At 73.8% G+C, this 20,812-nt stretch carries 22 protein-coding genes; 12 read left to right on the plus strand and 10 right to left on the minus strand.

What is annotated here, in order from left to right:
• Positions 1 to 7 precede the first annotated feature (7 nt).
• Genes ACWDVW_RS25485 through ACWDVW_RS25500 form a run of 4 tightly spaced genes read right to left on the minus strand, consistent with a single transcriptional unit; the run spans position 8 to position 4,573 of the window.
• Entirely contained in the window at positions 8 to 703 is a 696-nt protein-coding gene (locus tag ACWDVW_RS25485; protein ID WP_449953482.1) for a D-sedoheptulose-7-phosphate isomerase, read from the minus strand.
• The gene (locus ACWDVW_RS25490) at positions 703 to 1,917 is read right to left on the minus strand and encodes a glycosyltransferase (RefSeq protein WP_449953485.1); all 1,215 of its coding nucleotides are present in this window, start codon (positions 1,915 to 1,917) and stop codon (positions 703 to 705) included. Before ACWDVW_RS25490 ends, ACWDVW_RS25485 begins: the two co-directional genes overlap by 1 nt.
• Complete coding sequence (locus tag ACWDVW_RS25495) at positions 1,908 to 2,879, minus strand: glycosyltransferase family protein (protein WP_449953488.1); 972 nt, start codon at positions 2,877 to 2,879, stop codon at positions 1,908 to 1,910. The genes ACWDVW_RS25490 and ACWDVW_RS25495 overlap by 10 nt, the downstream gene beginning before the upstream one ends.
• Positions 2,876 to 4,573: an HAD-IIIA family hydrolase gene (locus ACWDVW_RS25500; RefSeq protein ID WP_449953491.1), complete on the minus strand. Its 1,698-nt coding sequence runs from the start codon at positions 4,571 to 4,573 to the stop codon at positions 2,876 to 2,878. The genes ACWDVW_RS25495 and ACWDVW_RS25500 overlap by 4 nt, the downstream gene beginning before the upstream one ends.
• A 168-nt stretch (positions 4,574 to 4,741) precedes the next feature.
• On the opposite strand from ACWDVW_RS25500, the gene ACWDVW_RS25505 reads away from it, so the two are divergent.
• Positions 4,742 to 5,188 carry an SRPBCC family protein gene (locus tag ACWDVW_RS25505; RefSeq protein WP_449953493.1) on the plus strand — a complete coding sequence of 149 codons (447 nt, stop codon included), beginning with the start codon at positions 4,742 to 4,744 and terminating at the stop codon, positions 5,186 to 5,188.
• An 86-nt stretch (positions 5,189 to 5,274) separates the two neighbouring features.
• Positions 5,275 to 6,042, plus strand: a complete 768-nt coding sequence (locus tag ACWDVW_RS25510; protein ID WP_350695142.1) for a polyprenol monophosphomannose synthase — start codon at positions 5,275 to 5,277, stop codon at positions 6,040 to 6,042.
• Positions 6,043 to 6,070: 28 nt separating this feature from the next.
• On the opposite strand, the gene ACWDVW_RS25515 is transcribed toward ACWDVW_RS25510, so the two are convergent.
• Entirely contained in the window at positions 6,071 to 7,681 is a 1,611-nt protein-coding gene (locus ACWDVW_RS25515; protein WP_449953530.1) for a phytoene desaturase family protein, read from the minus strand.
• A 72-nt stretch (positions 7,682 to 7,753) separates the two neighbouring features.
• On the opposite strand from ACWDVW_RS25515, the gene ACWDVW_RS25520 reads away from it, so the two are divergent.
• A complete protein-coding gene (locus ACWDVW_RS25520; RefSeq protein ID WP_449953533.1) occupies positions 7,754 to 9,187 on the plus strand; it encodes an aldehyde dehydrogenase family protein in 1,434 nt (477 codons plus the stop codon).
• Between the two features lie 87 nt (positions 9,188 to 9,274).
• On the opposite strand, the gene ACWDVW_RS25525 is transcribed toward ACWDVW_RS25520, so the two are convergent.
• Positions 9,275 to 9,676 carry a ChaB family protein gene (locus ACWDVW_RS25525; protein WP_449953495.1) on the minus strand — a complete coding sequence of 134 codons (402 nt, stop codon included), beginning with the start codon at positions 9,674 to 9,676 and terminating at the stop codon, positions 9,275 to 9,277.
• Between the two features lie 148 nt (positions 9,677 to 9,824).
• Here ACWDVW_RS25525 and ACWDVW_RS25530 point away from each other — a divergent pair, with 148 nt between their 5' ends.
• From ACWDVW_RS25530 to ACWDVW_RS25550, 5 genes are all read left to right on the plus strand, one after another.
• Complete coding sequence (locus ACWDVW_RS25530) at positions 9,825 to 10,805, plus strand: YihY/virulence factor BrkB family protein (RefSeq protein WP_449953497.1); 981 nt, start codon at positions 9,825 to 9,827, stop codon at positions 10,803 to 10,805.
• A 46-nt stretch (positions 10,806 to 10,851) separates the two neighbouring features.
• Positions 10,852 to 11,268 (plus strand): DUF2795 domain-containing protein, encoded by a 417-nt coding sequence (locus tag ACWDVW_RS25535; protein ID WP_396746607.1) that lies wholly within the window; start codon positions 10,852 to 10,854, stop codon positions 11,266 to 11,268.
• A 49-nt stretch (positions 11,269 to 11,317) separates the two neighbouring features.
• Positions 11,318 to 11,779: an SRPBCC family protein gene (locus tag ACWDVW_RS25540; protein ID WP_396746604.1), complete on the plus strand. Its 462-nt coding sequence runs from the start codon at positions 11,318 to 11,320 to the stop codon at positions 11,777 to 11,779.
• A 140-nt stretch (positions 11,780 to 11,919) separates the two neighbouring features.
• Positions 11,920 to 12,177, plus strand: a complete 258-nt coding sequence (locus ACWDVW_RS25545) for a hypothetical protein (protein WP_350695150.1) — start codon at positions 11,920 to 11,922, stop codon at positions 12,175 to 12,177.
• 26 nt (positions 12,178 to 12,203) lie between these two features.
• Positions 12,204 to 12,560 carry a hypothetical protein gene (locus ACWDVW_RS25550; RefSeq protein WP_449953500.1) on the plus strand — a complete coding sequence of 119 codons (357 nt, stop codon included), beginning with the start codon at positions 12,204 to 12,206 and terminating at the stop codon, positions 12,558 to 12,560.
• A 16-nt stretch (positions 12,561 to 12,576) separates the two neighbouring features.
• Here the strand turns inward: ACWDVW_RS25550 and ACWDVW_RS25555 are convergent, their stop codons facing one another.
• Positions 12,577 to 13,023 (minus strand): hypothetical protein, encoded by a 447-nt coding sequence (locus ACWDVW_RS25555; RefSeq protein ID WP_449953503.1) that lies wholly within the window; start codon positions 13,021 to 13,023, stop codon positions 12,577 to 12,579.
• A gap of 140 nt (positions 13,024 to 13,163) precedes the next feature.
• Here ACWDVW_RS25555 and ACWDVW_RS25560 point away from each other — a divergent pair, with 140 nt between their 5' ends.
• Entirely contained in the window at positions 13,164 to 13,538 is a 375-nt protein-coding gene (locus tag ACWDVW_RS25560; protein ID WP_449953506.1) for a DUF6401 family natural product biosynthesis protein, read from the plus strand.
• A gap of 51 nt (positions 13,539 to 13,589) precedes the next feature.
• On the opposite strand, the gene ACWDVW_RS25565 is transcribed toward ACWDVW_RS25560, so the two are convergent.
• Entirely contained in the window at positions 13,590 to 14,456 is an 867-nt protein-coding gene (locus ACWDVW_RS25565; RefSeq protein ID WP_449953508.1) for a membrane protein, read from the minus strand.
• A gap of 188 nt (positions 14,457 to 14,644) precedes the next feature.
• Here ACWDVW_RS25565 and ACWDVW_RS25570 point away from each other — a divergent pair, with 188 nt between their 5' ends.
• On the plus strand, positions 14,645 to 16,768 hold the full coding sequence (locus ACWDVW_RS25570; RefSeq protein ID WP_449953510.1) for an ATP-binding SpoIIE family protein phosphatase: 2,124 nt from the start codon (positions 14,645 to 14,647) through the stop codon (positions 16,766 to 16,768).
• A 311-nt stretch (positions 16,769 to 17,079) separates the two neighbouring features.
• Here ACWDVW_RS25570 and ACWDVW_RS25575 read toward each other — a convergent pair whose 3' ends face one another.
• Positions 17,080 to 18,036: an NAD(P)/FAD-dependent oxidoreductase gene (locus ACWDVW_RS25575; protein ID WP_449953513.1), complete on the minus strand. Its 957-nt coding sequence runs from the start codon at positions 18,034 to 18,036 to the stop codon at positions 17,080 to 17,082.
• 167 nt (positions 18,037 to 18,203) lie between these two features.
• Here ACWDVW_RS25575 and ACWDVW_RS25580 point away from each other — a divergent pair, with 167 nt between their 5' ends.
• Together ACWDVW_RS25580 and ACWDVW_RS25585 are read left to right on the plus strand one after the other, a co-directional pair.
• Positions 18,204 to 19,583, plus strand: a complete 1,380-nt coding sequence (locus ACWDVW_RS25580) for a glycoside hydrolase family 6 protein (protein ID WP_449953516.1) — start codon at positions 18,204 to 18,206, stop codon at positions 19,581 to 19,583.
• Between the two features lie 179 nt (positions 19,584 to 19,762).
• Complete coding sequence (locus ACWDVW_RS25585; protein WP_449953518.1) at positions 19,763 to 20,350, plus strand: general stress protein; 588 nt, start codon at positions 19,763 to 19,765, stop codon at positions 20,348 to 20,350.
• A 126-nt stretch (positions 20,351 to 20,476) separates the two neighbouring features.
• Here ACWDVW_RS25585 and ACWDVW_RS25590 read toward each other — a convergent pair whose 3' ends face one another.
• Entirely contained in the window at positions 20,477 to 20,665 is a 189-nt protein-coding gene (locus ACWDVW_RS25590; protein WP_449953521.1) for a DUF397 domain-containing protein, read from the minus strand.
• Positions 20,666 to 20,812: the final 147 nt, after the last annotated feature.

Here is a 20,812-nt window from a genome sequence, read left to right on the forward strand (position 1 = left end):
TGCCTCCTCACGCTTCGACCGGTCGGCCGGCCCCACCGTCCAGCACCACCTCGACCCCGGCGCGGACCGGACCGGCCGCCGGTGCGTCCGACGCCGCCGGCACCACCGGCTCCACGTACGCCACCGCCGGCTGCTCGACCATCGCCCGCTCCACGTACTCGCAGAGCAGGTGACTGGAGACCAGATGCAGCTCCTGCACGACCTGGGAGTCCGGGCAGTCCACCGCGAGCGCCTCGTGGACGGCGTCCGCGAGCGGATTCGGTGCCGGCCCGGTGAACGCCCAGCACCGCAGCCCGGCCTGGCGACCCGCCCGCGCGGCGGCCAGCAGGTTCGTGCTGCCACCGCTGGTGGAGAGCAGCAGCAGGACGTCGTCGGGGCGGCCGTGCGCGCGGACCTGCCGGGCGAAAACCTCGTCGTAGCCGTAGTCGTTGCCGATCGCGGTCAGCGCCGAGGTCTCGGCGTGCAGGGCGATGGCGGACAGCGGCTGCCGGTCCTCGCGCAGCTTGCCGACCAGCTCGGCGGTGAGGTGCTGCGCCTCGGCGGCGCTGCCACCGTTGCCGGCCACCAGCAACCTGCCCCCGGCGGTCAGGTGCTGCGCCAGGGCGGCGCCCCACCGGGACAGCAGCGGCTCGCACCGCCGGTACGGCGCCAGCGCGGCGGCCAGGTGTGCCAGGTGCGTCTCCAGCGGGTTGCGCCCCGGCATCAGGCCACCACCCGGGTCGGCCGGTGCACGGCGGCCACCTCGGCGTAGACCTCGGCGAGACGTTCCGCGGTGACCGTCCACGAGTAGTGCTGCCGAGCGCGCGCCCGGGCCGCGCCCGCGTACGCGAACCGGCGGATCCGGTCGTCGAGCAGCCCGGCCAGCGCCTCGCCCAACGCCCTCGGGTCCCGGGCCGGCACCAGGTCCCCGGTCACCCCGTCGACCACGGTGTCCCGCAACCCGCCCACGGCGGTCGCCACCACCGGCACCCCGCACGCCATCGCCTCCAGCGGGGTCAGGCCGAACGGCTCGTACCAGGGGGCGGCGACCAGGATGTCCGCCGACCGGTACCAGCGGCCCATCTCCTCTCTCGGCACCGCGCCGACCAGCCGGACCCGGTCGGCCACTCCGCAACTCCGGGCCAACGCGCGCAGTCGCCGGGCGTACGGGTCGGTCTCCAGCAGCCCGGCGGGCGGGCCGCCCACCACCACGCACTCGGCGTCCGGCACGTGCGCCATCGCGCGGACCACGGTCTGGAAGCCCTTGCGTTCCACCAGCCGTCCGACGGTGAGGATCCGGGCGCGTCCCGGTTCCCGTTCGGCGGCCGGGCCGAGCGGGGCGAACGTGCCCAGGTTCACCCCGGACGGCACGACCGTCATCGCCGAGCGGGGCACCCCCATCCGGACCAGTTCGCCGACCTCGTCGCGGCACTGCGCGACCACCCGGTCCACCGACCGGCCGAGTTGCAGTTCGTAGCCGATCCGCCGGGCCGGGCTGGTGTCCTGGACGCCCTGGTGGCGGCGCTTGACCGTGCCGAGCGCGTGGTACGTCTGCACCACCGGCACGCCGACCTGTCGACCGGCCTGCACCGCCGCCAGCCCGCTCATCCAGAAGTGCGCGTGGACCACCTCGGGCGTCCAGTCGCCGCGCCAACGCTCCACCAGCCAGGCACCGAACGTCCGCATGTGCGGCAGCAGCGCGTCCTTGGCCATCGGCTCGGCCGGTCCGGCGGGTACGTGCACCACGTCGTAGCCGTCCGGGCTGCGCACGGTCACCGGCAGGTCCACCGCGTCCCGCCGGGTGTAGACGCGGACGTCGTGCCCGGCCGCGGCGAGCGCGGCGGAGAGTTCCGCGACGTGCGTGTTCTGGCCGCCGGCGTCCTCCCCGCCCAGGATGGCGAGCGGGCTGGCGTGCTCCGAGATCATCGCTATCCGCATACTTCCTCCTCCAGCAGCCGGTCCCAGTCGGCGAGGAAACGGTCGAGGCCGTAGCGTTCGCGGGCGGCGGCCCGGGCCGCCTGCCCCGCCTGCCGGGCCCGCTGCGGCTCGGCGACGAACCGGGCGGCGGCCTCCAGCAGCGTCTCGACGCGGGTGTCCAGGGCACCGGCGTCCGGCGGCACGGCCATCACCGCCTCGGTGCTGGCCAGCGCCACCACCGGCATCCCGATGCTCATCGCCTCGATCAGGCTCAGCCCGAGCGAGGTCCACCGGCACAGGTGCAGGTACGCCCGGCGGCGCGCAAGTTCGGCGTGCATCCGGTGCTGCGGGACGTCGTCGTGGCTGGTGAGGCGGTCGGCGGGCAGTCCGAGGTGCTCGGCGAGCCCGGCCACCTTCAGGCCGAAGACGTCCAGCGGGGCGATCTCGGCGAACCGGGGCAGCAGGTCGGTGCCGGTGACCCGCCACCGGCGTACCGGTTCGTTGATCACCACGGCCAGCCGGTCCAGTTCGCCGGTGTACTCCACGACCGGCGGCACGATGCCGTGGTCGACCACCGTGGTCCGGGTCCTGCCGGTGTCCCAGAACAGCTCGTTGAAGGCGGTCACGTGGGCGACGAGCAGGTCGTCGCGGTCGGCCATCGGGTGGCGGCTGTGCGGCACGTCCCCGTCCTTCGGGGTGTTGTGCTCGACGTAGATCGCCGGCAGGTCGCGGCCGGGCCGGCGGCCCAGCCACCGCTGGGCCAGCTCCCACTCCTCGGGGCGTTGCAGGAGGACCACGTCGACGTCGGTGTCGCGCAACTGCTCCGGGCTCACCTCGGCGGCACTCTCCGGCCAGGTGTACGTGCGGGCCCGGCCCAGCCCGTACGGCCCCCGGTCCGGGGTGGCCGGGACCAGGTAGCGGTGTTTGCCGTGCACGAACGACGTGGTCCACGAGCCGTGCACGTGCCAGAGCAGGATGTTCATCGGCCGCCTCCGGTGGACACCGTCGTGCGGGACACGGTCGGACGGGTGGGCACCCGGTCCGGTGGTACGCCGAGCAGCCGGAGCGCGTCGACGACCGCGCCCGGGGAGATCCCGCTCAGGCAGGGGTGACCGGGCACCGGGCAGCGTGCGGCGCGGGTGTCGCGGCATCCGGCGGCGGCGTCGCCGAGGCGTACCGTCGGCACCCGCCAGGGACCCCACTGTCCGAACGGGACGGTGGGGGCGAACAGGCTGACCACCGGCACCCCGGAGGCGGCGGCCAGGTGCGCCGGGCCGGTGTTGCCGACCACCAGCGCGCCGGCACCGGCCACCACGGCGGCCAGCTCGGCGAGCCCGGTCCGGCCGCCGAGGTCGCGGGCGTACCGGCCGGCGACCCGGGCGGTCAGCTCGCGTTCCTGCGGGCCGCCGGTGACCACCACCCGGTGACCGGCGGCGGCCAGCTCCCGGGCGATCCGCTCGGCCAGCTCCGGCGGGCAGCCGCGCGCGGGCGCGTCCGAACCGGGGTGCAGCACCACGTATCCCGGCTCGCCGGCCTCCGGCGGCGGTGCGAGTCGCGGCCGCAACCGCAGGCGCGGCTCGTCGTGGTCGGGCAGCGCGTACCCGGCGGCGGCGGCCAGCGACAGCGCGCGTTCGGCCTCCGGCACACCGGCCGGCACCCGGTGCCGGACGTCCAGCAGGCTGCCCGGGTAGTCGTCGCTGATCGCGGAGATCCGCCGGACGCCGGCCATCCGCAGTAGCAGGGCCAGCGGCAACGGCGACTGGTGGAACGAGGTGAAGACGACCGCCTCGTCGGCGTCGACGGCCGCCAGGCGCGCGGTCAGCGCGGCCATCCCGGCCGGGTCGACGGGTCCGGGCTCGGGGTCGATCCACGGCAGCCGGTGCTCCACGATCTCGTCGACGCCGGGCAGCAGTTCGGCGGCGGCCCGGCCGCGCGGGCCGCAGAGCAGCACCACCCGGTCCGCCCCGGCGGCCACCGCCCGGATACCGGGGCCGGTGACCAGCACGTCCCCGACCGAGTCCGACCGCACCACCAGCACCGTGCGCCCCGGTCCCGCGGCGGGCGGCGGCGTCGGGCGGAGCGCCTGCTGGCGACGCAGGATCTCGTCCACCGCCGACGGCAGGTCGGCGGCGAGCCAGCCGGCGGCGGCGACCTCCTCGGGCCGGGTGACCGGGGTGGGCACCAGGATGCCCGCCGCACCGGCGGCCAGCGCCGCCGTGACGTCCCGGCCGATGTCGCCGACCATGACGCAGCGCGCGGGTACGGTGCCGAGCGCCCGGGCGGCGGCGTGCACCAGCCCGGGTGCGGGTTTACGGCAGGCACAGCCGTCCCCGTCGTCGTGCGGGCACACCTGCCACGAGTCGAAGGGGCCGAGCAGTTCCTCGACGCGACGGTGCACCCGGTCCAGGTCCGCCTCGGTGAACAGGCCCCGGGCCAGCCCGGACTGGTTGGTGACCACGGCGAGCCGCAGACCGGCCGCGCGCAACCGGTCCAGCGCGGCCCGTGCTCCCGGCATCGGGCGCACCTTGTCCGGGTCGCCGTTGTACGGCACGTCCTCGACCAGGGTGCCGTCGCGGTCCAGCAGCACCGTGTCGAACAGGACCGCACCGGCCCGGTCGACGCCGGTCAGCACCCCGGCTGACCTGCGCTGATCCGGCTCCCCACGGTCCTGTCGCACGGGCGGCGGGTTCCCTGCGCCCCGAGGAGTAAACGTCGATCGGGGCGTGGCCGACGGGTGTCCCGCACCGACCGACGCACCGCCGCTCGCGGGTGGCCTTACCCACGGCCCCCGAGAAGCTAACCCGTGGGCCGTTAGCCGGGCCACCCACCTGGGTACGGCCTGTTCGTGGCGATCGTGGAGCGCATCATCGAGGCACCGGTACGGCAGGTCTGGGCCGTGCTGGCGGACGGGTGGACCTACAGCGACTGGGTGGTCGGCACGGCGCACATGCGTAACGTCGACGACGACTGGCCCCGGGTGGGCACCCGGCTGCACCACCGGGCCGGCCCCTGGCCCTTCTCCCTGGAGGACTCGTCCCAGGTGTTGGAATGCGAGCCGGAACGCAAGCTGGTGCTGCGGGTCAAGCTCTGGCCGGCCGGCGAGGGCGTGGTGGTCTTCACCCTGGAACCGACCGGGCCGAACAGCACCCGGGTGCTGATCGGCGAGGACTTCGCCGCCGGCCCGCTGCGCTGGCTGCGCACCAAGATCAATGACTTGGTGCTGCACCAGCGCAACAAGGAGACGCTGAGTCGGCTCGCGGACATCGCCCGTCGGCAGAAGGCACCGGACTGACCTGGGCAGGGGGAGCCGATTCCCCCTGCAACGGACAAGTGGCTACGCTCACGGGGAAGCCTGTCCGCAGACCGAGGATGTCCTCCATGATCGAACCCGTCCAGTTACCCACGCCGTGGGGGGACGCGCGCCTGACCGTCGTGGTACCTACCTACAACGAGGCGGGCAACCTGCCACTGCTGGTCGAGCGCCTGCTCGCCCTGCCGTTGCCGGGCCTGAAGGTGCTGGTCGCGGACGACAACTCCCCGGACGGCACCGGCGAGGTGGCGGACAAGCTGGCCATCGAGCACCCGGAGCGGATCGAGGTCGTGCACCGGCCGGGCAAGGAGGGTCTCGGCCGGGCGTACGTGGACGGGATCAGCCGGGCCCTCGACGGCGGGGCCGAGTACGTGGCCCAGATGGACGCCGACCTGTCCCACCCGCCGGAGGCACTGCCGGGGATGCTCGGCGCGCTGCTGTCCACCCAGGCGGGTGTGGTGATCGGCTCCCGGTACGTGCCCGGTGGCGAGCTGGACGAGAACTGGCCGCTTTACCGGCGGGCGCTCAGCGGCTGGGCCAACCTGTACGTGCACACGCTGCTGCGGGTCCGCATCCGGGACCTCACCGCCGGGTTCAAGATCTGGCGGGCCGACGCGCTGCGCGACATCGGGCTGGAGCGGGTGCAGTCCAACGGCTACAGCTTCCAGGTGGAGATGCACTACCTCGCCACGAAGCTCGGGCACACCATCCTGGAGGTGCCGATCCGCTTCGAGGAACGGCGCGACGGCGACTCGAAGATGACCACCGCCACCAAGATCGAGAGTGCGTTGATGCCGTTCAAGCTGCGTACCCGGCATCGCGGCATCGAGCGCTGAGCCGCCGCGCGGGCCGCGACCGATTGTGTCAGCGGTACACGGCCCGATGTGCGGTGTCCACGGCCCGGCGGTAGACACCACCGGTGAGCATCCGGTCCCGGGCCAGCGCGGCCCGGGCCGCGTTCGCCCCCGGCGCCCCGTGCACCCCACCGCCGGGATGCGCCGACGCGCTGGCCAGGAAGAGCCGGTCGACCGGGGTGTCCGCGCGGCCCAGTCCGGGCACCGGGCGTAGGAACAGTTGCTGGTAGGGCGCGGCGGTGCCACCACCGAGGGCACCGCCGACCAGACTCGGGTTGGCCTCCTCCAGATCGGCCGGCCCGAACACGTGCCGGCCCACCACCAGGCTCCGGAAGCCGGGCGCGGCGGCCTCCAGCACCGCCTCCATCCGCTCCACGTGACCGATCACGTCCTCGCTGCGCCAGTGCCGGCGGAACGGCAGGTGCGTGTACGACCAGAGCGACTCGGTGCCCGGCGGGGAGTGGCTGGGGTCGGCCACCGTCATCTGCCCGACCAGCAGGAACGGGTCGCGGGGCAGCTCACCTCGGGCGAGCGTGGCGGCGTAGCCGGTCAGCCCGCCGAGATCCGCCCCGAGGTGCACGGTGCCGACGGTCGCCAGCCGAGGATTGGTCCACGGCACCGGGCCGGACAGCGCCCAGTCCACCTTCAGCGTCGAACCGTCCCAGCGGAAGTGCGTAAGGTCCGCCACCAGCCTCGGCGGGAGCGCCGCCGCGCCGACCAGGTCCAGATAGAGCGCGGGTGCGGGCACGTCGGCCAGCACCGCCCGGCGGGCCCGGTACAACCCGCCGTCGGCGGTGCGCACGCCCATCGCCCGGCCCCGGGCCACCAGGACCCGGTCCACCCGGGCGTCGTGCCGGATCCGGCCGCCCCGCTCGGTCAGCCGGGCCACCAGCGCGTCGGTGATCTTCTGCGCCCCGCCGGTCGGCACCGGCCAGCCGACCTGCTGGCCGAGCATGACCAGCAGCCAGCCGTACACGCCGGAGCCGGCGTCCTCGGTGGACAGATCGGTGTGCAACGCGCATCCCGCCATCAACGCCGGCCCGCCGGCACCGGCGAACAGCTCCTCGCCGAGGCGGCGCACCGGCAGGACCATCCGCCGGGCCAGCCGCAACGCGCCGCCGGTGTGCAGCCGACGCAGGACGTCCAGACCGGGGCGTACCGGCGGGAACGGGGTGGTGATCAGGTCCAGCATCGGGTCGGCGATGTGCTGCCACTCGGCGTACGCGGCCAGCCAGCGCTCGCCGTCGCCGGGCGCGAACTCCTCCAGCGACGCCGCCGTGACCTCGGGGTCGCGGTTGAGCAGGGCGGCCCGGTCGTCCGGGAAGAGATGGGCCAGCACGTCCGGGGCGTGCCGCCAGGCCAGCCCGTACCGGGTCAGGTCCAGCCCGCGCAGCACCGGGGAGGCGTAGCCCAACGGATAGAAGGAGCTGTAGAGGTCGCTCAGGTAGCCGGGGGCGGTCACCTCGGCCGAGCGCACCGCGCCACCCGGCGCGCCGGTCGCCTCCAGCACCAGCACGTCCCAGCCCGCGTCGGCGAGCAGGTTCGCGGCGACCAGACCGTTGTGGCCGGCGCCGACGACCACCGCGTCGGCGGTTTCGGCGCCGAGAGAACCGGACGGCATCATCCACCGACGCTACCCGGGCTCAACCGGGCGAAACGTTTGCCTGGCGACCATCCGGGCATGCAGCGCGCCATGTACACGGTTGCGCAGCTCATCGGTGGGGTGTGGGGAGCCGGCGGGGAGGCCGGTGACCTGGTGGTGCACGACCCGGCGACCGGCGTGCCGGTGACCGGCGCGCCGATCGCCACGGCCGACGAGGTCGGCAAGGCGGTCGCGGCGGCGCGCGGCGTGGCGGCCGAATGGGCGGCGACACCTCCGGCCGACCGGGCCGCCGCGCTGCACCGGGCCGCCGACGCGGTGGCCGCCGCCGACGACGAACTGGCCGAGGCGACCACCGCCGAGATGGGCAAGCCGCTCGCCGACGCCCGGGGCGGCGTCGAGGCCGGCATCGCCACCCTGCGGCAGTACGCCGAACTCGCCCCGGCCCGGGGTGGACGGACCCTGCACGGCGCACCCGACGCCCTGGACTTCATGACACCGCAGCCGCGCGGCGTGGTCGCCGTCATCACGCCGTGGAACGACCCGGTGGCGGTGTCGTGCGGGCTGCTCGGCGCCGCCCTCGTCACCGGCAACGTGGTGCTGCACAAGCCGAGCGAACGCACCCCGGCGACCGGGTGGCTGCTGGCCCGCGCGTTCGACTCGGCGCTGCCGGCCGGTGTGCTCTCGCTGCTGACCGGCGGGGCCGAGACCGGCGCGGCGCTCGCCGGTGCCGAGGTGGACGTGGTGGCGCACGTCGGATCGACCGTGACCGGCCGGGCCGTCGCCGCGGCAGCCGCCCGCAGCGGCGCCAAGGTGCTGCTGGAGAACGGCGGCAGCGACCCGTTGATCGTGGACGCCGACGTGGACCCGGTCTGGGCCGCCGGGCAGGCCGCGACCGGCGCGTTCGCCAACGCGGGACAGATCTGCGTCGCGGTGGAGCGCGTCTACGCGCATCGCGACGTGGCCGAGGACTTCGTCGCCGCGCTGGTGGAGCGGGCGGCGGCGCTGCGCGTCGGGCCGGGTGGCGATCCGGCCACCGACCTGGGTCCGCTGGTCGACCGGCGGCACCGCGACCAGGTGCACGGCCAGGTGACGGCAGCGGTCGCCGACGGGGCGCGGATCCGGGTCGGCGGGACGCTGCCGGAGGGGCCGGGCGCCTTCTACCCGGCCACCGTGCTGGACAACTGCCGGCACGACATGGCGCTGGTGCGGGAGGAGACGTTCGGGCCGGTCGCGCCGGTGGTGGTGGTCGACTCGTTCAGCGAGGCGCTGCGGTGTGCCGCCGACTCGCCGTACGGGTTGGCCGCGACCGTGCTGACCGGTTCGATGAGTCACGCCCAGCGGGCCTGGCGGGAGCTGCCGGTGGGCACGGTGAAGGTGAACGCGGTCTTCGGCGGTGCCCCGGCCGGGGCGGCCCACCCGCGTCGGGGCAGCGGCCAGGGCTTCGGCTACGGCCCGGAGCTGCTCGACGAGTTCACCGCCACCAAGGCGGTGCACATCGAGGCGCCCGGCGGCGGGCACTGGTGAGGACCGCGCCGGTACGCCGAGGGCCCCGACCCGCGCCGGTGACGGCGGGGTCGGGGCCCTCGGTGCGTCGGTCGGTCGCCGCGCGCCTCAGTCGCCGCGCGCCTTGGCGGTCTGCCGGTTGTTGGCCTTCTGGAGGGCGGTGACCAGTTCCGGCTTGGTCATGCTCGACCGGCCCCGCACGTCCAGTTCGCGGGCCCTGGCCATCAGGTGTTCCTTGGGAGCGTTCGCGTCCACCCCGCCGGCGGTGGGTGCCCGCCGTTCCGGGCCGCCCCCGGCGGCCTGCCGGTCACTCGGGCCCTTGCGGCCCTTCGGCTCCCAGTGGTCGCCCACCTTCTCGAACTCGTGCTTGACGGCGGCGAAGGCGGTCCGGTGCGCCCGCTCCCCCTCGCCGTACGTCTCGACGGCCGAATCGTGCGTCTTCTCCCAGGTGCGCTGCGCCTTGTCCGGGGAGCGCCGCAGCGTGCTGGGCAGTACCTCACGCCCGGGCATCTCGATCCTCCTCCGTGGTCGGGCCATTCCGACTGGCGTTCCCCGTCCGCGCGGTGGTAAACCCCGGTACCCGGTTTGCCGTCGCGTGGACGGGGGTACCGGCCGGGCCACCCGGCGTACCCGCTGCCGGCGCCAGCAGGGAGCGGTGATGACCACGACGAACCCGGACGCCCCGGCCGCCGAGCCGCCGGTGTCCGCGCTACCCGGCCGGATCCGGCAACTGCACTGGTCGACCTGGCGCGGCGTGCTGGTCCGCAGCGTCCGCAACTACGTGCAGGACAACTGCACCGACTGGGCCGCCGCGCTGACCTACTACGGGGTGCTCGCGCTCTTCCCCTCCACCGTCGTGGTGGTCGCCCTGGTCGGGCTGGTCTCGGACGGGGAACGCACCGTCGACACCGTGCTCGACCTGGCCCGGGACGTCGGGGCGGGGTCGGTGGTGGCCAACGAGAACTTCGTCGGCGTGGTCCGGGGCGTGGTGGAGCAGAACAGCTCGGCCGGGGTGCTGCTCAGTTTCGGTCTGCTCGGCGCGCTCTGGTCCGCCTCCAACTTCATCGCCTCGTTCACCCGCGCCTCGAACACCATCTACGGGGTGACCGAGGGACGGCCGGTGTGGAAGCTGCGGCCGATCCAGATCGGGTTGGCGGCGCTGTCGCTGGTGCTGCTCGCCGTGGTGGCCACCGGGCTGATCGTCAGCGGCCCGGTCGCCGACGCGGTCGGCGACCTGGTCGGCGCCGGAGGCGCGGCCCGTACCGCCTGGTCGGTGGTGAAGTGGCCGGTGCTGGCAATGATCGCGATGCTGCTGATGTCGTTGCTGTTCTGGGTGGCGCCGAACGTCCGGCAGCCCCGGTTCCGGTGGCTCACCCCGGGCGGGGCGGTGGCGCTGGTCACCTGGGCGTTGGGCTCCTTCGGCTTCGGCCTGTACGTGGCCAACTTCGGCTCGTACGACACCACCTACGGCAGCCTCGGCGCGGTGATCGCCTTCCTGGTCTGGCTCTACGTGTCCAATTCCGCCCTGCTGCTCGGGGTGCAGATCAACGCGGAGTTGCAGCGCGGACGGGTGCTCCAGTCCGGCGCGAGCGACGCCGAGGAGCCGGTGCTGCCGCCCCGGTCGCCGGCACCTTCGTGACCCGGTGCCGCGTTTACCGCCCACCTCGCCGGGTAGCGCAGAAGGCATGGAACGCGGCAGCAGCAAGCACGCACCGAGAGTCGACGAGCAGATGGAGCAGGAGGTCAACGGCCTGGTCCAGGGGCCGGGGACCGGTGGCTCGCGGGTCGACGAGTTCCGGGTGCCGGAGCCTGCGGGCGAGGACCAGCCGGAGACGACGACCGTCGTCGGCGGCGAGACCCGCAGCGGCACTCCGCAGGGCATGACGTCCGAGGACGTGGAGGCCCGCAGCCGGTTGGGACGGTTCATCACGATGACCGCCCTGCCCGGGGACCGGGCGGCCCTACTCGCAAACGCGCGGGAGAACGAGGCGCCGGACGACCTGCTCGCCGAGTTGGAGCGCCTGCCGGAGGGCACCCGGTACCAGACGGTGTCCGAGGTCTGGGCCGCGCTCGGCCACAAGAACGAGACGACGCGCTGGTGAGGACGGCCTTCTGCGGCCAGCCCCCGCACCGGCGCAGGAGAGGATCCTGATGAGTGGTGTAACCGAGCACGTCGACGTGTCCGTCCCGATCCGGACGGCGTACGACCAGTGGACGCAGTTCGAGGAGTTCCCCCACTTCATGGAGGGCGTCGAGGAGGTCCGTCAGCTCTCCGACACGCTCACCCACTGGACCGTGGAGATCGCCGGGGTCAAGCGCGAGTTCGACGCCGAGATCACCGAGCAGCTCCCCGACGAACGGGTCGCCTGGCGCTCGACCGGCGGCACCAAGCACGCCGGGGTGGTCACCTTCCACCGGCTCGACGAGCAGACCAGCCGGGTCAGCCTCCAGTTGGAGTTCGACCCGCAGGGTGTCCTCGAACAGGCCGGCGACAAGCTGGGCGTCGTGGACCGCCGGGCAAAGGGTGACCTGCAACGCTTCAAGCAGTTCATAGAGCGACGCGGTCAGGAGACCGGCGCCTGGCGCGGAACCGTCGACCGACCCCAGCCCTGATCCCTCCCGTACCTCCCGCCACGGCCGCCGCTCACCCGGCGGCCGTCGCCGTTGCCGGTGGTCTCGCCGGTGCCGTCGCCACCGCCGGTGGTCGCGCCGGTGCGCCGTTTGGCCGGTGCGGGTGGGGGTAGGGCGAGGGTATGAGCGACGACAGGGTGTGGCGTGACGAGGAACGGCTGCCGTTGGAGGAACTGGACCGGGCGGTCGCCCGGTCCACGCTCGACGGGCAGTCCGACGACGTGACCGGCAACGACGCCGGTGAGGAGGCCGCGTTCGGCCATGGCCCGGAGGCCGCCGACCGGGGTACGCAGGTGCCCGGCACGGGTCGCGAGCCGACCGACCCGGACCGCGCCCACCGCCCCTCCACCACCGGTCGTACCGGCCCGGACACGCTCTGACGACACCACCGGATCACCGCCGACCAGTGCGCGGCACCGCCTTCTGCGGAGCAGACACGCTCATGATCGGCGGTGATTGGGTCAGCCGGACGGATCGGGATTCGGACGGGTCGGACAGATTCGGCCGTTCGGCTGACGGCAACGCCGCGACGGCGCGCAAGACTTTCGGGATGCATCAGGGCTCCGGCTTCCTCACCACGCGTCAACGCCGCCTGGCATGGCTCGGCTTCCTGCTCGCCGCCGCTCAGGCACCCGTCTCCGCCCGGTTCACCGAGGACAGCTCCTGGCTGTTCAGCGTGGTTGTCGCGCTGATGGTGGCGACTGTGATCATCGCGGACGACACCGCTCGCCGCCGTCCGGCGGACGCCCGCCCGACGGAGTAACACGCCGCGCCGGGTCTCACCCGGCGTCCTGCGGGCGGGCCTCGTGACCCGCTCGACCACGGGTACGACGCCGCTCCTTCATCTCCGCCTCGTACAGGTGCCGCCGGCCCCCGACCAGCTCGTCGCGGGCCGCCCGGTCCAGGTCACGGAAGAGCGCGTAGTACCCGTCGTCGAAGTCCTCGACGATCTGGAACGTCCAGCGACCCGCGATCACGTTCCGGCCCACCAGCTCGTCGGCGATCCGGTCGGCGATCGTCGGGTGGCCGGCCGCGCGGAACATCCGGACCGCCTCGTCCAGCATCAGGTCGGCGTGGCCGATGCGCTGATGCATGGAGTAGAGCTCGCCCCGGGCCCGCTCCACGCACTCCAGCGCCTCGCTGAGCTTGCCGAGCGCCTCCACCGTGTCGTCGCTCACACCGGCCGGTCGCCGGTGCTGCTCGTCGGGGCCGTCGGTGGTGTCCATTCGTGCCTCCCTGCTACCGCCACTGCCCGGTTGGGCGGTCGCGCGTCCGGGTCCGGACCCCGGGACGACGACCGGCCGATCCCCTGACCAGCCGAGCGGCCGAGGTCGCCGCCGGTCCGAGTTGGCTAGATTCGTTCCCCATGCGCGAGCCGTCGAACCGGGTTCGGACCCGGACCACCGTCGAGGACAACCGGTCCGCCCTGATGGCGCTCGCCACCACCGTGGGCCTCGACGGGCTGGCCGCCGCCGGAGCCCTGCCCGGACTGCTCGCCGTGGTCGACCAGCACGCCGCCGCGGTGCGGGACAGCCTGCACGGCGACCTCACCCCGCTGACCGCCGCGTCCCTGGCCGGTTACGCCGAGGGGCTCCGGGCCGCCGCCGCCGAGCACGGCTGGCAGCCGCCGACCGCCCCGGTCGAGTGGGCCGAGGCGGACTGGGTGCTGGTGCGTCTGCTCGCCGTCTGCGCGCTGACCGCCGCGCTGGACACCCCGACTCCGCAGCCGCCTCCGCTGTGACGTGAACGGGTGCCCGCCGTGTGGCGGACACCCGTCCCGGTACGCGTACGGTCACCGACCGAACTGCTGGGTCTCGTCACCCGAGGTCCCGGACTGGTACGTACCCCGTCCCCCGGACATCGAGGACTCCTGCCCCCTCGACATCGTCTGGGAACGCTCGGCGCCCGCCCGGTCGGCCATCTGCCGCTGCATGTCGCTGCGTCCGGCCTGGGCGCCCTGCCGCTGTTCGCGGACGGCCCGCGACTCCTCCGCGATCCGGTGGAGCCAGCCGTCCCAGCGGTTCTGCATGGGCTTGACCAGACCACCGCCCACGCCGACGATCAGGATGCCGGCCACCGTGGCGAGCACCGCGATCAGGACCGGAGTGGTGACGGTGGTGGCGATGCCCACCTGGTTCAGTGCCGCGATGACGCCGAGCGCGATGATGAAGACCGCCGTCAGGTCGGCCAGCACCCGCCCGTACGACAGACCACCCAGCGCCCCGCTGACGAGGTCCCGTACCGCGTTGGCGATCGCCGCGGCGATCACCACGATCACGATCGCCACGAAGGCCCGGGGCAGCCAGGCCACCACGCCGCCGATCAGGTTGCTGATCGCGTTCGGACCCCAGACGCCGAAGGCGAACTGAAGTGTGAACAGCAGTACGGCGTAGTACGCCAGGCGCGCCAGGATGTCACTGGCGTCGTACCTGGTCCGTTCGAGCGCGCGCTTGATGCCGCCCCGTTCGACCGCGCGATCGAACCCCACCCGTTCCAGGACCGCATCAACGATCTTGAGCACGGCTCTGGCGATGAGCCATCCGACCACCAGGATCGCGATGAACGCGATGGCCCTCGGTACGAACAGCAGCACCGACCTCCACATGTCGGCCACAGCGTCACCGATGTTGACCTGCCTGGCCGCCAGGGTTTCCGGCATGATGTCCCTCCTGTCGCATGGACTGCCCCGCGCGCTTACCCCACCGTCGGGACGGCACGCCGCGCAGGTCACCTGCTTTTTCCCGACACATCCCGACAGAACGGCTCTGACCTGCCCGGATGTCCCGACCCGAACCGCCGGGCCCATGATCGGAAACACGGGTCGAGGGGTCGGGCTAGGCTGCGGTCATGCCAGGAACGGTCGGGCGAGTCCCCACGCCAGCAGGCCAGGCGCCCCGCGCGCCGATGCCGCGCGCCGCGACCGTCGTCGGCCACCACGAGTGGGGCGCGACGGTGCTGGGCACCCGCGAGTCCTGGGACCCGGCGGTCCGCGCCGCCGTGGAGGTGGTGCTCGCCTCACCCGCACCGATGGCGCTGTACCTCGGCGACGAGTTGCTGCTGCTCTACAACGACGCGTACGCCGAGCTGATCGGTGACCGGCACCCGCAGGCCGTGGGTCGGCCCGCCGCCGAGGTCTTCGACCACGTGTGGCGGCTGCCCGGCGTCGGTGACGTGGTGGAGCAGACCTACCGCACCGGTGAGCCGTTCCTGGAGAAGGAGGCACCCCTCCCGCTGCACTCCGACGGTCTCGACCCGTCCGTCTACATCTGGGCCTGCTCGACCGTCCGCGACAGCGGGGGCCGGATCGCCGGGGTGCTGTCGGTGGTCGCCGAGACCAACCCGGCGACCCGCCAGTTGCAGGAGCTCAGCGACTTCGCCGCGGCGCTGTCCGGCACGCTGACCCTCGACGACGTGGCCCGGGTGGCGCTGCGGTACGCGCTCACCTCGTTCGACGCCGACCGGGTCTCGTTCGCCGTCGACGACACCGGCGGTGGGGGCGGCTGGCGACTGGTCCGCCGGGTCCGTGGCGAGCTGGTGGACGAGGCGGACGAGCGGCTGCCCCCGCTGTGGCGGCGCGGGCCGGCGGACTGGCCGGCACCGGCCGCGCTCAGCGCGGGTAGCGGCCAGCCCCGGTTCGTCGACGACGGCGAGCCACTGCGCGACATCGCCGCCGACCGGCACGACCAGCGGGTCCGTGCCCTGGCGGCCGTGCCGCTCCGCGCGTCCGGGGTACGCGGCGCGCTCACCGTCGGCTACCGCACCTCGCACGCCTGGACCGCGCCGGAACGGGCGCTGCTGGCCGCGTCGGCCGAGCTGGTCGGGCAGGCGACCGAGCGGGCCCGCCGCTTCGAGACCCAGCACGGCACCGCCCAGCTGCTCCAGCGCAGCATGCTGCCGGAGAACCTGCCCAGCCTGCCGCTGCTGCGGATCGCCGCCCGCTACGACCCGGGTGTCGACGGCAACGCCGCCGGTGGCGACTTCTATGACGCGTTCGTGCTGCCCACCGGCGACCTCGGGGTGGTGCTCGGCGACGTGGCCGGGCACGACGTGCAGGCCGCCGCCCGGATGGGACAGGTCCGCGCCGCGCTGCGGGCGTTGGCGCTCAACGACCCGCGCCCCGACCAGGTGCTCGCCGGGCTCGACCGGCTGGTCACCAGCCTCGGCTCCGAGACCGGCACGTTCGAGCTGTTCGTGACCGTGGCGTTCGGCGTGATCGACGTGGAGCGGGAGCAGCTCACCCTGGCCAGCGCCGGCCACCCGGCGCCGCTGGTGCGGCGCTGCGGGCCCGGGGGCGAACCACGGGCCGAGTACGTGGACGTGCCGACCGGCGCGCCGCTGGGCATCGGCTACCACCCCGCCACCGGTACCGTCGCGTTCTCCCCCGGCGACACCCTGCTGCTGTTCAGCGACGGCGTGGTGGAACGCCGACGGCAGGGGCTGTCGCACGGCCTGGCCCGCCTGGCGGAGTCGGTGGCCGCCGCGTCCAGCGGTGACCCGAGGGCGTTGTGCGCCGCCGCCACGTCCTCGGTCCCCGGCGCCACCGAGGACGACGTCGCGGTGCTGGCCGTCGAGTACGCCCTGCGGCCGAGCCGGTCGGCACGGATGGAGGTGCCGGCCGAGCCGACCGCCCCGAGCCGGGTCCGGCACTGGATGACCGCGCTGCTCACCGAGTGGCGGGTGGCCGAGTCGGTGATCGGCGCGGCGGTGCTCTGCACCAGCGAGTTGACCACGAACGCCCTGCTGCACGCCGGCACCGAGGCGCGGGTCGAGATCGACCTCAGCCCGGAGCGCCTACTCGTCTCGGTGGCCGACTCCGGGTCCCGGGGCACGGTGACCCGGGCCCGCACCGACACGCTGAGCAGCCGGGGCCGAGGGTTGGGCCTGATCGAGGAGCTGAGCGACGCCTGGGGCACCGACCCCACCGTGCGCGGCTCGACCGTCTGGTTCGAGATCCTGCTCCCGCCCGCCTGACCGCCCCGCGCCCGGCGGCTGACGGTCCCGAGCGGGCCGGTTCCCGACCGGGCTGACCGTTCCGGCCGGGCTGGCTTCCGACCATGCTGGCCGTCCCGACCGGGCTGGCCGTCCCGACCGGGCTGGCCGTCCCGACCGGGCTGGCCGTTCCGATCAGGCTGGCCGTTCCGATCAGGCTGGCCGTTCCGATCAGGCTGGCCGTTCCGATCAGGCTGGCCGTTCCGATCAGGCTGGCCGTTCCGACCGACCGGGCTGACCGTCCCGTCCGGGCTCGCCGGTCTGACCGGCGGCTGGTCGCCGGGGAGAGTGCGTCAGGTCAGGCGTTGGACCAGGGCGCGGCCGAGGTCGCGACCGGAACGCCAGGCGGTCTGCACCCGGGACTCGCCGAAGGCGTCCCCGGCCAGCCCGATCCCGTCGCCGTCCAGGTGGAACCCGGCGGCGGTGTCGGAGGTGGGCCGGGCATACGTCCAGCGGTGCACGTGCACGTGCTCGGCCCGGTCCGGCAGCGCGAACAGGTCGCGGACGGCCGCCTCGACGGCTGACGCGGCGCCGGTGGGCTGGGCGAGATGACCGGCGGCGAACTCCGGCGTGGTGTGCGCGACCAGCACCGGTGCCCCGTCACCGCGCCGGTCGCCGTCGTCGCAGACCAGGCTGAGCAGCGGATGGTCGTTGACGAAGGCGCCCCGGAAGTCGACCCAGCGTCGGGTCGGAAAACGCAGCACGGCGGAGAGCGTCGGCGCCCAGCGCTGCCGCCCGGCCGCCTCGGTGGCGGCGGCCAGGGCCGGGTCGAGCAGCAGCGCCGCCTGCGGGCCCGGCATCGCCAGGACCGCCGCCGCGCACGCCGTGCCGTCCACCAGCGGACCGGCCTCGACGCCGAGCACCAGCCGGTTCACCACCACGGGCAGGTCGCGGGCCAGGTGCTCGACGAGTGACCGCAGTCCTCGGGGAGCGGCCCAGCGCATCGGCCCGGAGACCTCACGCCGCCCGGTGCCGTCATAGGAGACGAAGGTGTCGGTCCACTCGCGGGCCAGGCCGGCGGTCTCCCACTCGCGTACCACCTCGGCGAACTCGGGATCGTTCACCGTCAGGTAGGCGGCGCCCAGGTCGGCGGGGCGGCCGTCGAAGCGTTTGCTGGCCATCCGCCCGCCGGCCACCCGACCGCGTTCGCGGATCTCCACCGGCACGCCGGCCCGCGCCAGTTCCCCGGCGCAGGCGACGCCCGCGATACCCGCACCGACCACCACGACACCCGCCCGATCCAGTCCCATCCGGTGATCGTATTCGCGACCTGGCCCGGGTGGCGGCGACCGAGCGGTGCCCGTCGATCCTCCGGATACTTCCGGAAGGTCTTCACAAGTTCGCAACCGGCCCGTACTTTGTCGGACATGTGGGAGCGCTTCCACGCACTGTCTTCGATGCATACGAGGAGCAGTACATGAGAACCCGAGGCACCTATGCCGTGGTCGGCGCCGTCGCGACGGCACTGACCGTGGTCGCCACCGTCGGCGTGGGCGCGTTGCGTCCCGCGCCCGCAGCCGCCGCCGACTCCGTTTTCTATGTCGATCCGGACACCAGCGCCGCCCGCTGGGTGGCCGCCAACCCGAACGACTCCAAGGCCGCCGTGATCCGGGACCGGATCGCCAGCGTCCCGCAACCCCGCTGGTACACCACCACGAACACCTCGACCGTACGCGCCGAGGTCAGCTCCTTCGTGACCGCCGCCGCCAACGCCGGCAAGATCCCGATTCTCGTGGTCTACAACATCCCGAACCGCGACTGCAGCAACCACAGCGCGGGCGGCGCGCCCAACCACACCGCCTACCGGCAGTGGGTGGACCAGGTCGCCGCCGGGCTCGGCGGTCGGCCCGCCACGATCATCCTGGAGCCCGACGTGCTCCCGATCATGACGAGCTGCATGAACGCCAGCCAGCAGGCCGAGGTCCGGGCCTCGATGGCGTACGCCGGCAAGGCGCTCAAGGCCGGCTCGTCAGCGGCGAAGGTCTACTACGACATCGGCCACGGCGGATGGCTCGCGCCCAGCGAGGCGGCCGCGCGACTGAACGCGGCAGACATCGCCAACAGCGCCGACGGCATCTCGGTGAACGTGTCGAACTACCGCCGCACCGCCGACGAGGTCTCGTACGCCAAGCAGATCATCGCGGCCACCGGCAACTCCCGTCTCAAGGCGGTCATCGACACCAGCCGCAACGGCAACGGCCCGGCCGGCTCGGAGTGGTGCGACCCGCCGGGGCGGGCGATCGGCACGCCGAGCACCACCGCCACCGGCGACTCGGCGATCGACGCGTTCCTCTGGGTGAAGCTGCCCGGCGAGGCCGACGGCTGTATCGCCGCCGCCGGACAGTTCGTGCCGCAGCGGGCGTACGACCTGGCGATCGCGGCCGGCCCCCCGCCGACCACCACCCCGCCGACGACGACCCCGCCGACCACCACTCCCCCCACCACCACGCCGCCGACCACGCCGCCCCCGTCCAACCCGCCCGCCGGCAGCTGCGCGGTGACGTTCACCCCGAACACGTGGGCCGGCGGCTTCACCGCCGAGATCCGGGTCACCAACCGCAGTGTGGCGCTCACCGGCTGGACGCTCGCCTTCAACGCCGGCTCCGGCGTGCGGCTGAGCAACGGCTGGAACGGCACGTGGAGCCAGTCCGGTGACCGCATCGAGGTCCGCAACGTCGCCTACAACGGCAACGTGCCCGTCGGCGGCACGATCAGCGTGGGCTTCCAGGGCACCTACAGCGGCAGCAGCCTGCCGACGCCCGGCCCCTTCACCCTGAACGGCGGCACCTGCGCCTGACCGGCGCGCTCCCAGGACCACACCGGGCCCTCGGGCCACCACCACAGACCGGGCCTCCGGCCGACACCGCGACAGCGGTGGCCGGGGGCCCGGTCGTCTGCGCCGCCGGTACCGGATCCGCCACCGGCGTTACCGCTCGCCTTGGGCGGGAACGCGACTACAGACGAAGGAGGAGACCCATGACCACACAGTCGAATCCCTCGGCGTGGCAACCCGGTATGACCGGCGGCGGCACCCTCCCGTCCGGCCCCGGAGGCCGCACCGCGGCACCCGGTGGCGACGGGCACGGCCCACCAGCCGGACCGCCGACCGTGACACTGGGCGCGTATCCGGACTATCCGTCCGCGCAACGCGTCGTGGACTATCTGGCCGACAACCGCTTCCCGGTCGAACGGACCGCGATCGTCGGCACCGACCTCACCCTGGTGGAGACGGTGCTGGGCCGGCTGAGCACGGCCCGGGCGGCGCTGATCGGCGCCGGTACGGGCGCCTGGCTCGGACTGTTCATCGGCCTGCTGTTCGGCATCTTCACGGTCGGCAACTGGCTGGCCGTGCTCTTGGTCGGCCTGGTCATCGGTGCCGTCTGGGGTGCCGTGTTCGGCGGGGTCGCGCACGCCATGACCGGCGGCAAGCGGGACTTCACCTCGGCCAGCTCACTGCGGGCCAACCAGTACGCGGTCACCGTCGAAGCGGACGTGGCCGAGCAGGCCCGACAGCTCGTGGGTCGGCTGCACCTGGGCGGTCGCCAGGCACAACCGGCGACCTGACGCACGCGAGGCCCACGGGCGGGAACTCTTCCGCCCGTGGGCCGTTTCGCGTGGTCAGGGCCGTCGTCCCGACCGCCCTACGACAAAGCCCCCGGCCACCGCCGAGGGCTTTCCGTGCCGGCGGGATCAGGCGCGCTTCGCCAGTTCGACGAAGCTGCGCCACGCCGCCGGGCCGAAGACCAGCGCCGGCCCGGTCGGGTCCTTGGAGTCCCGCACAGCGACGACGCCAGGAAGGTTGTCCGCGATCTCGACGCAATCGCCGCCGTTGCTGCCGCTCTTACTGCTCTTACGCCACTGGGCGTCGGTCATGTCCATGATGCTGCCGCGCTCCGCTGCAAGGGCGCGACCGTGAGCAGACGGCACGAGGTGGGTAGATTTGTTGTCGCTGGAGCGACAACATCGGCGACCCGGAAGGCGTCCAGCAGTGGCGCGACCCCGAGGACCGACCCGCGTGCCTGGTCC

The sequence above is a fragment of the Micromonospora sp. NPDC003241 genome (genome assembly GCF_053589795.1).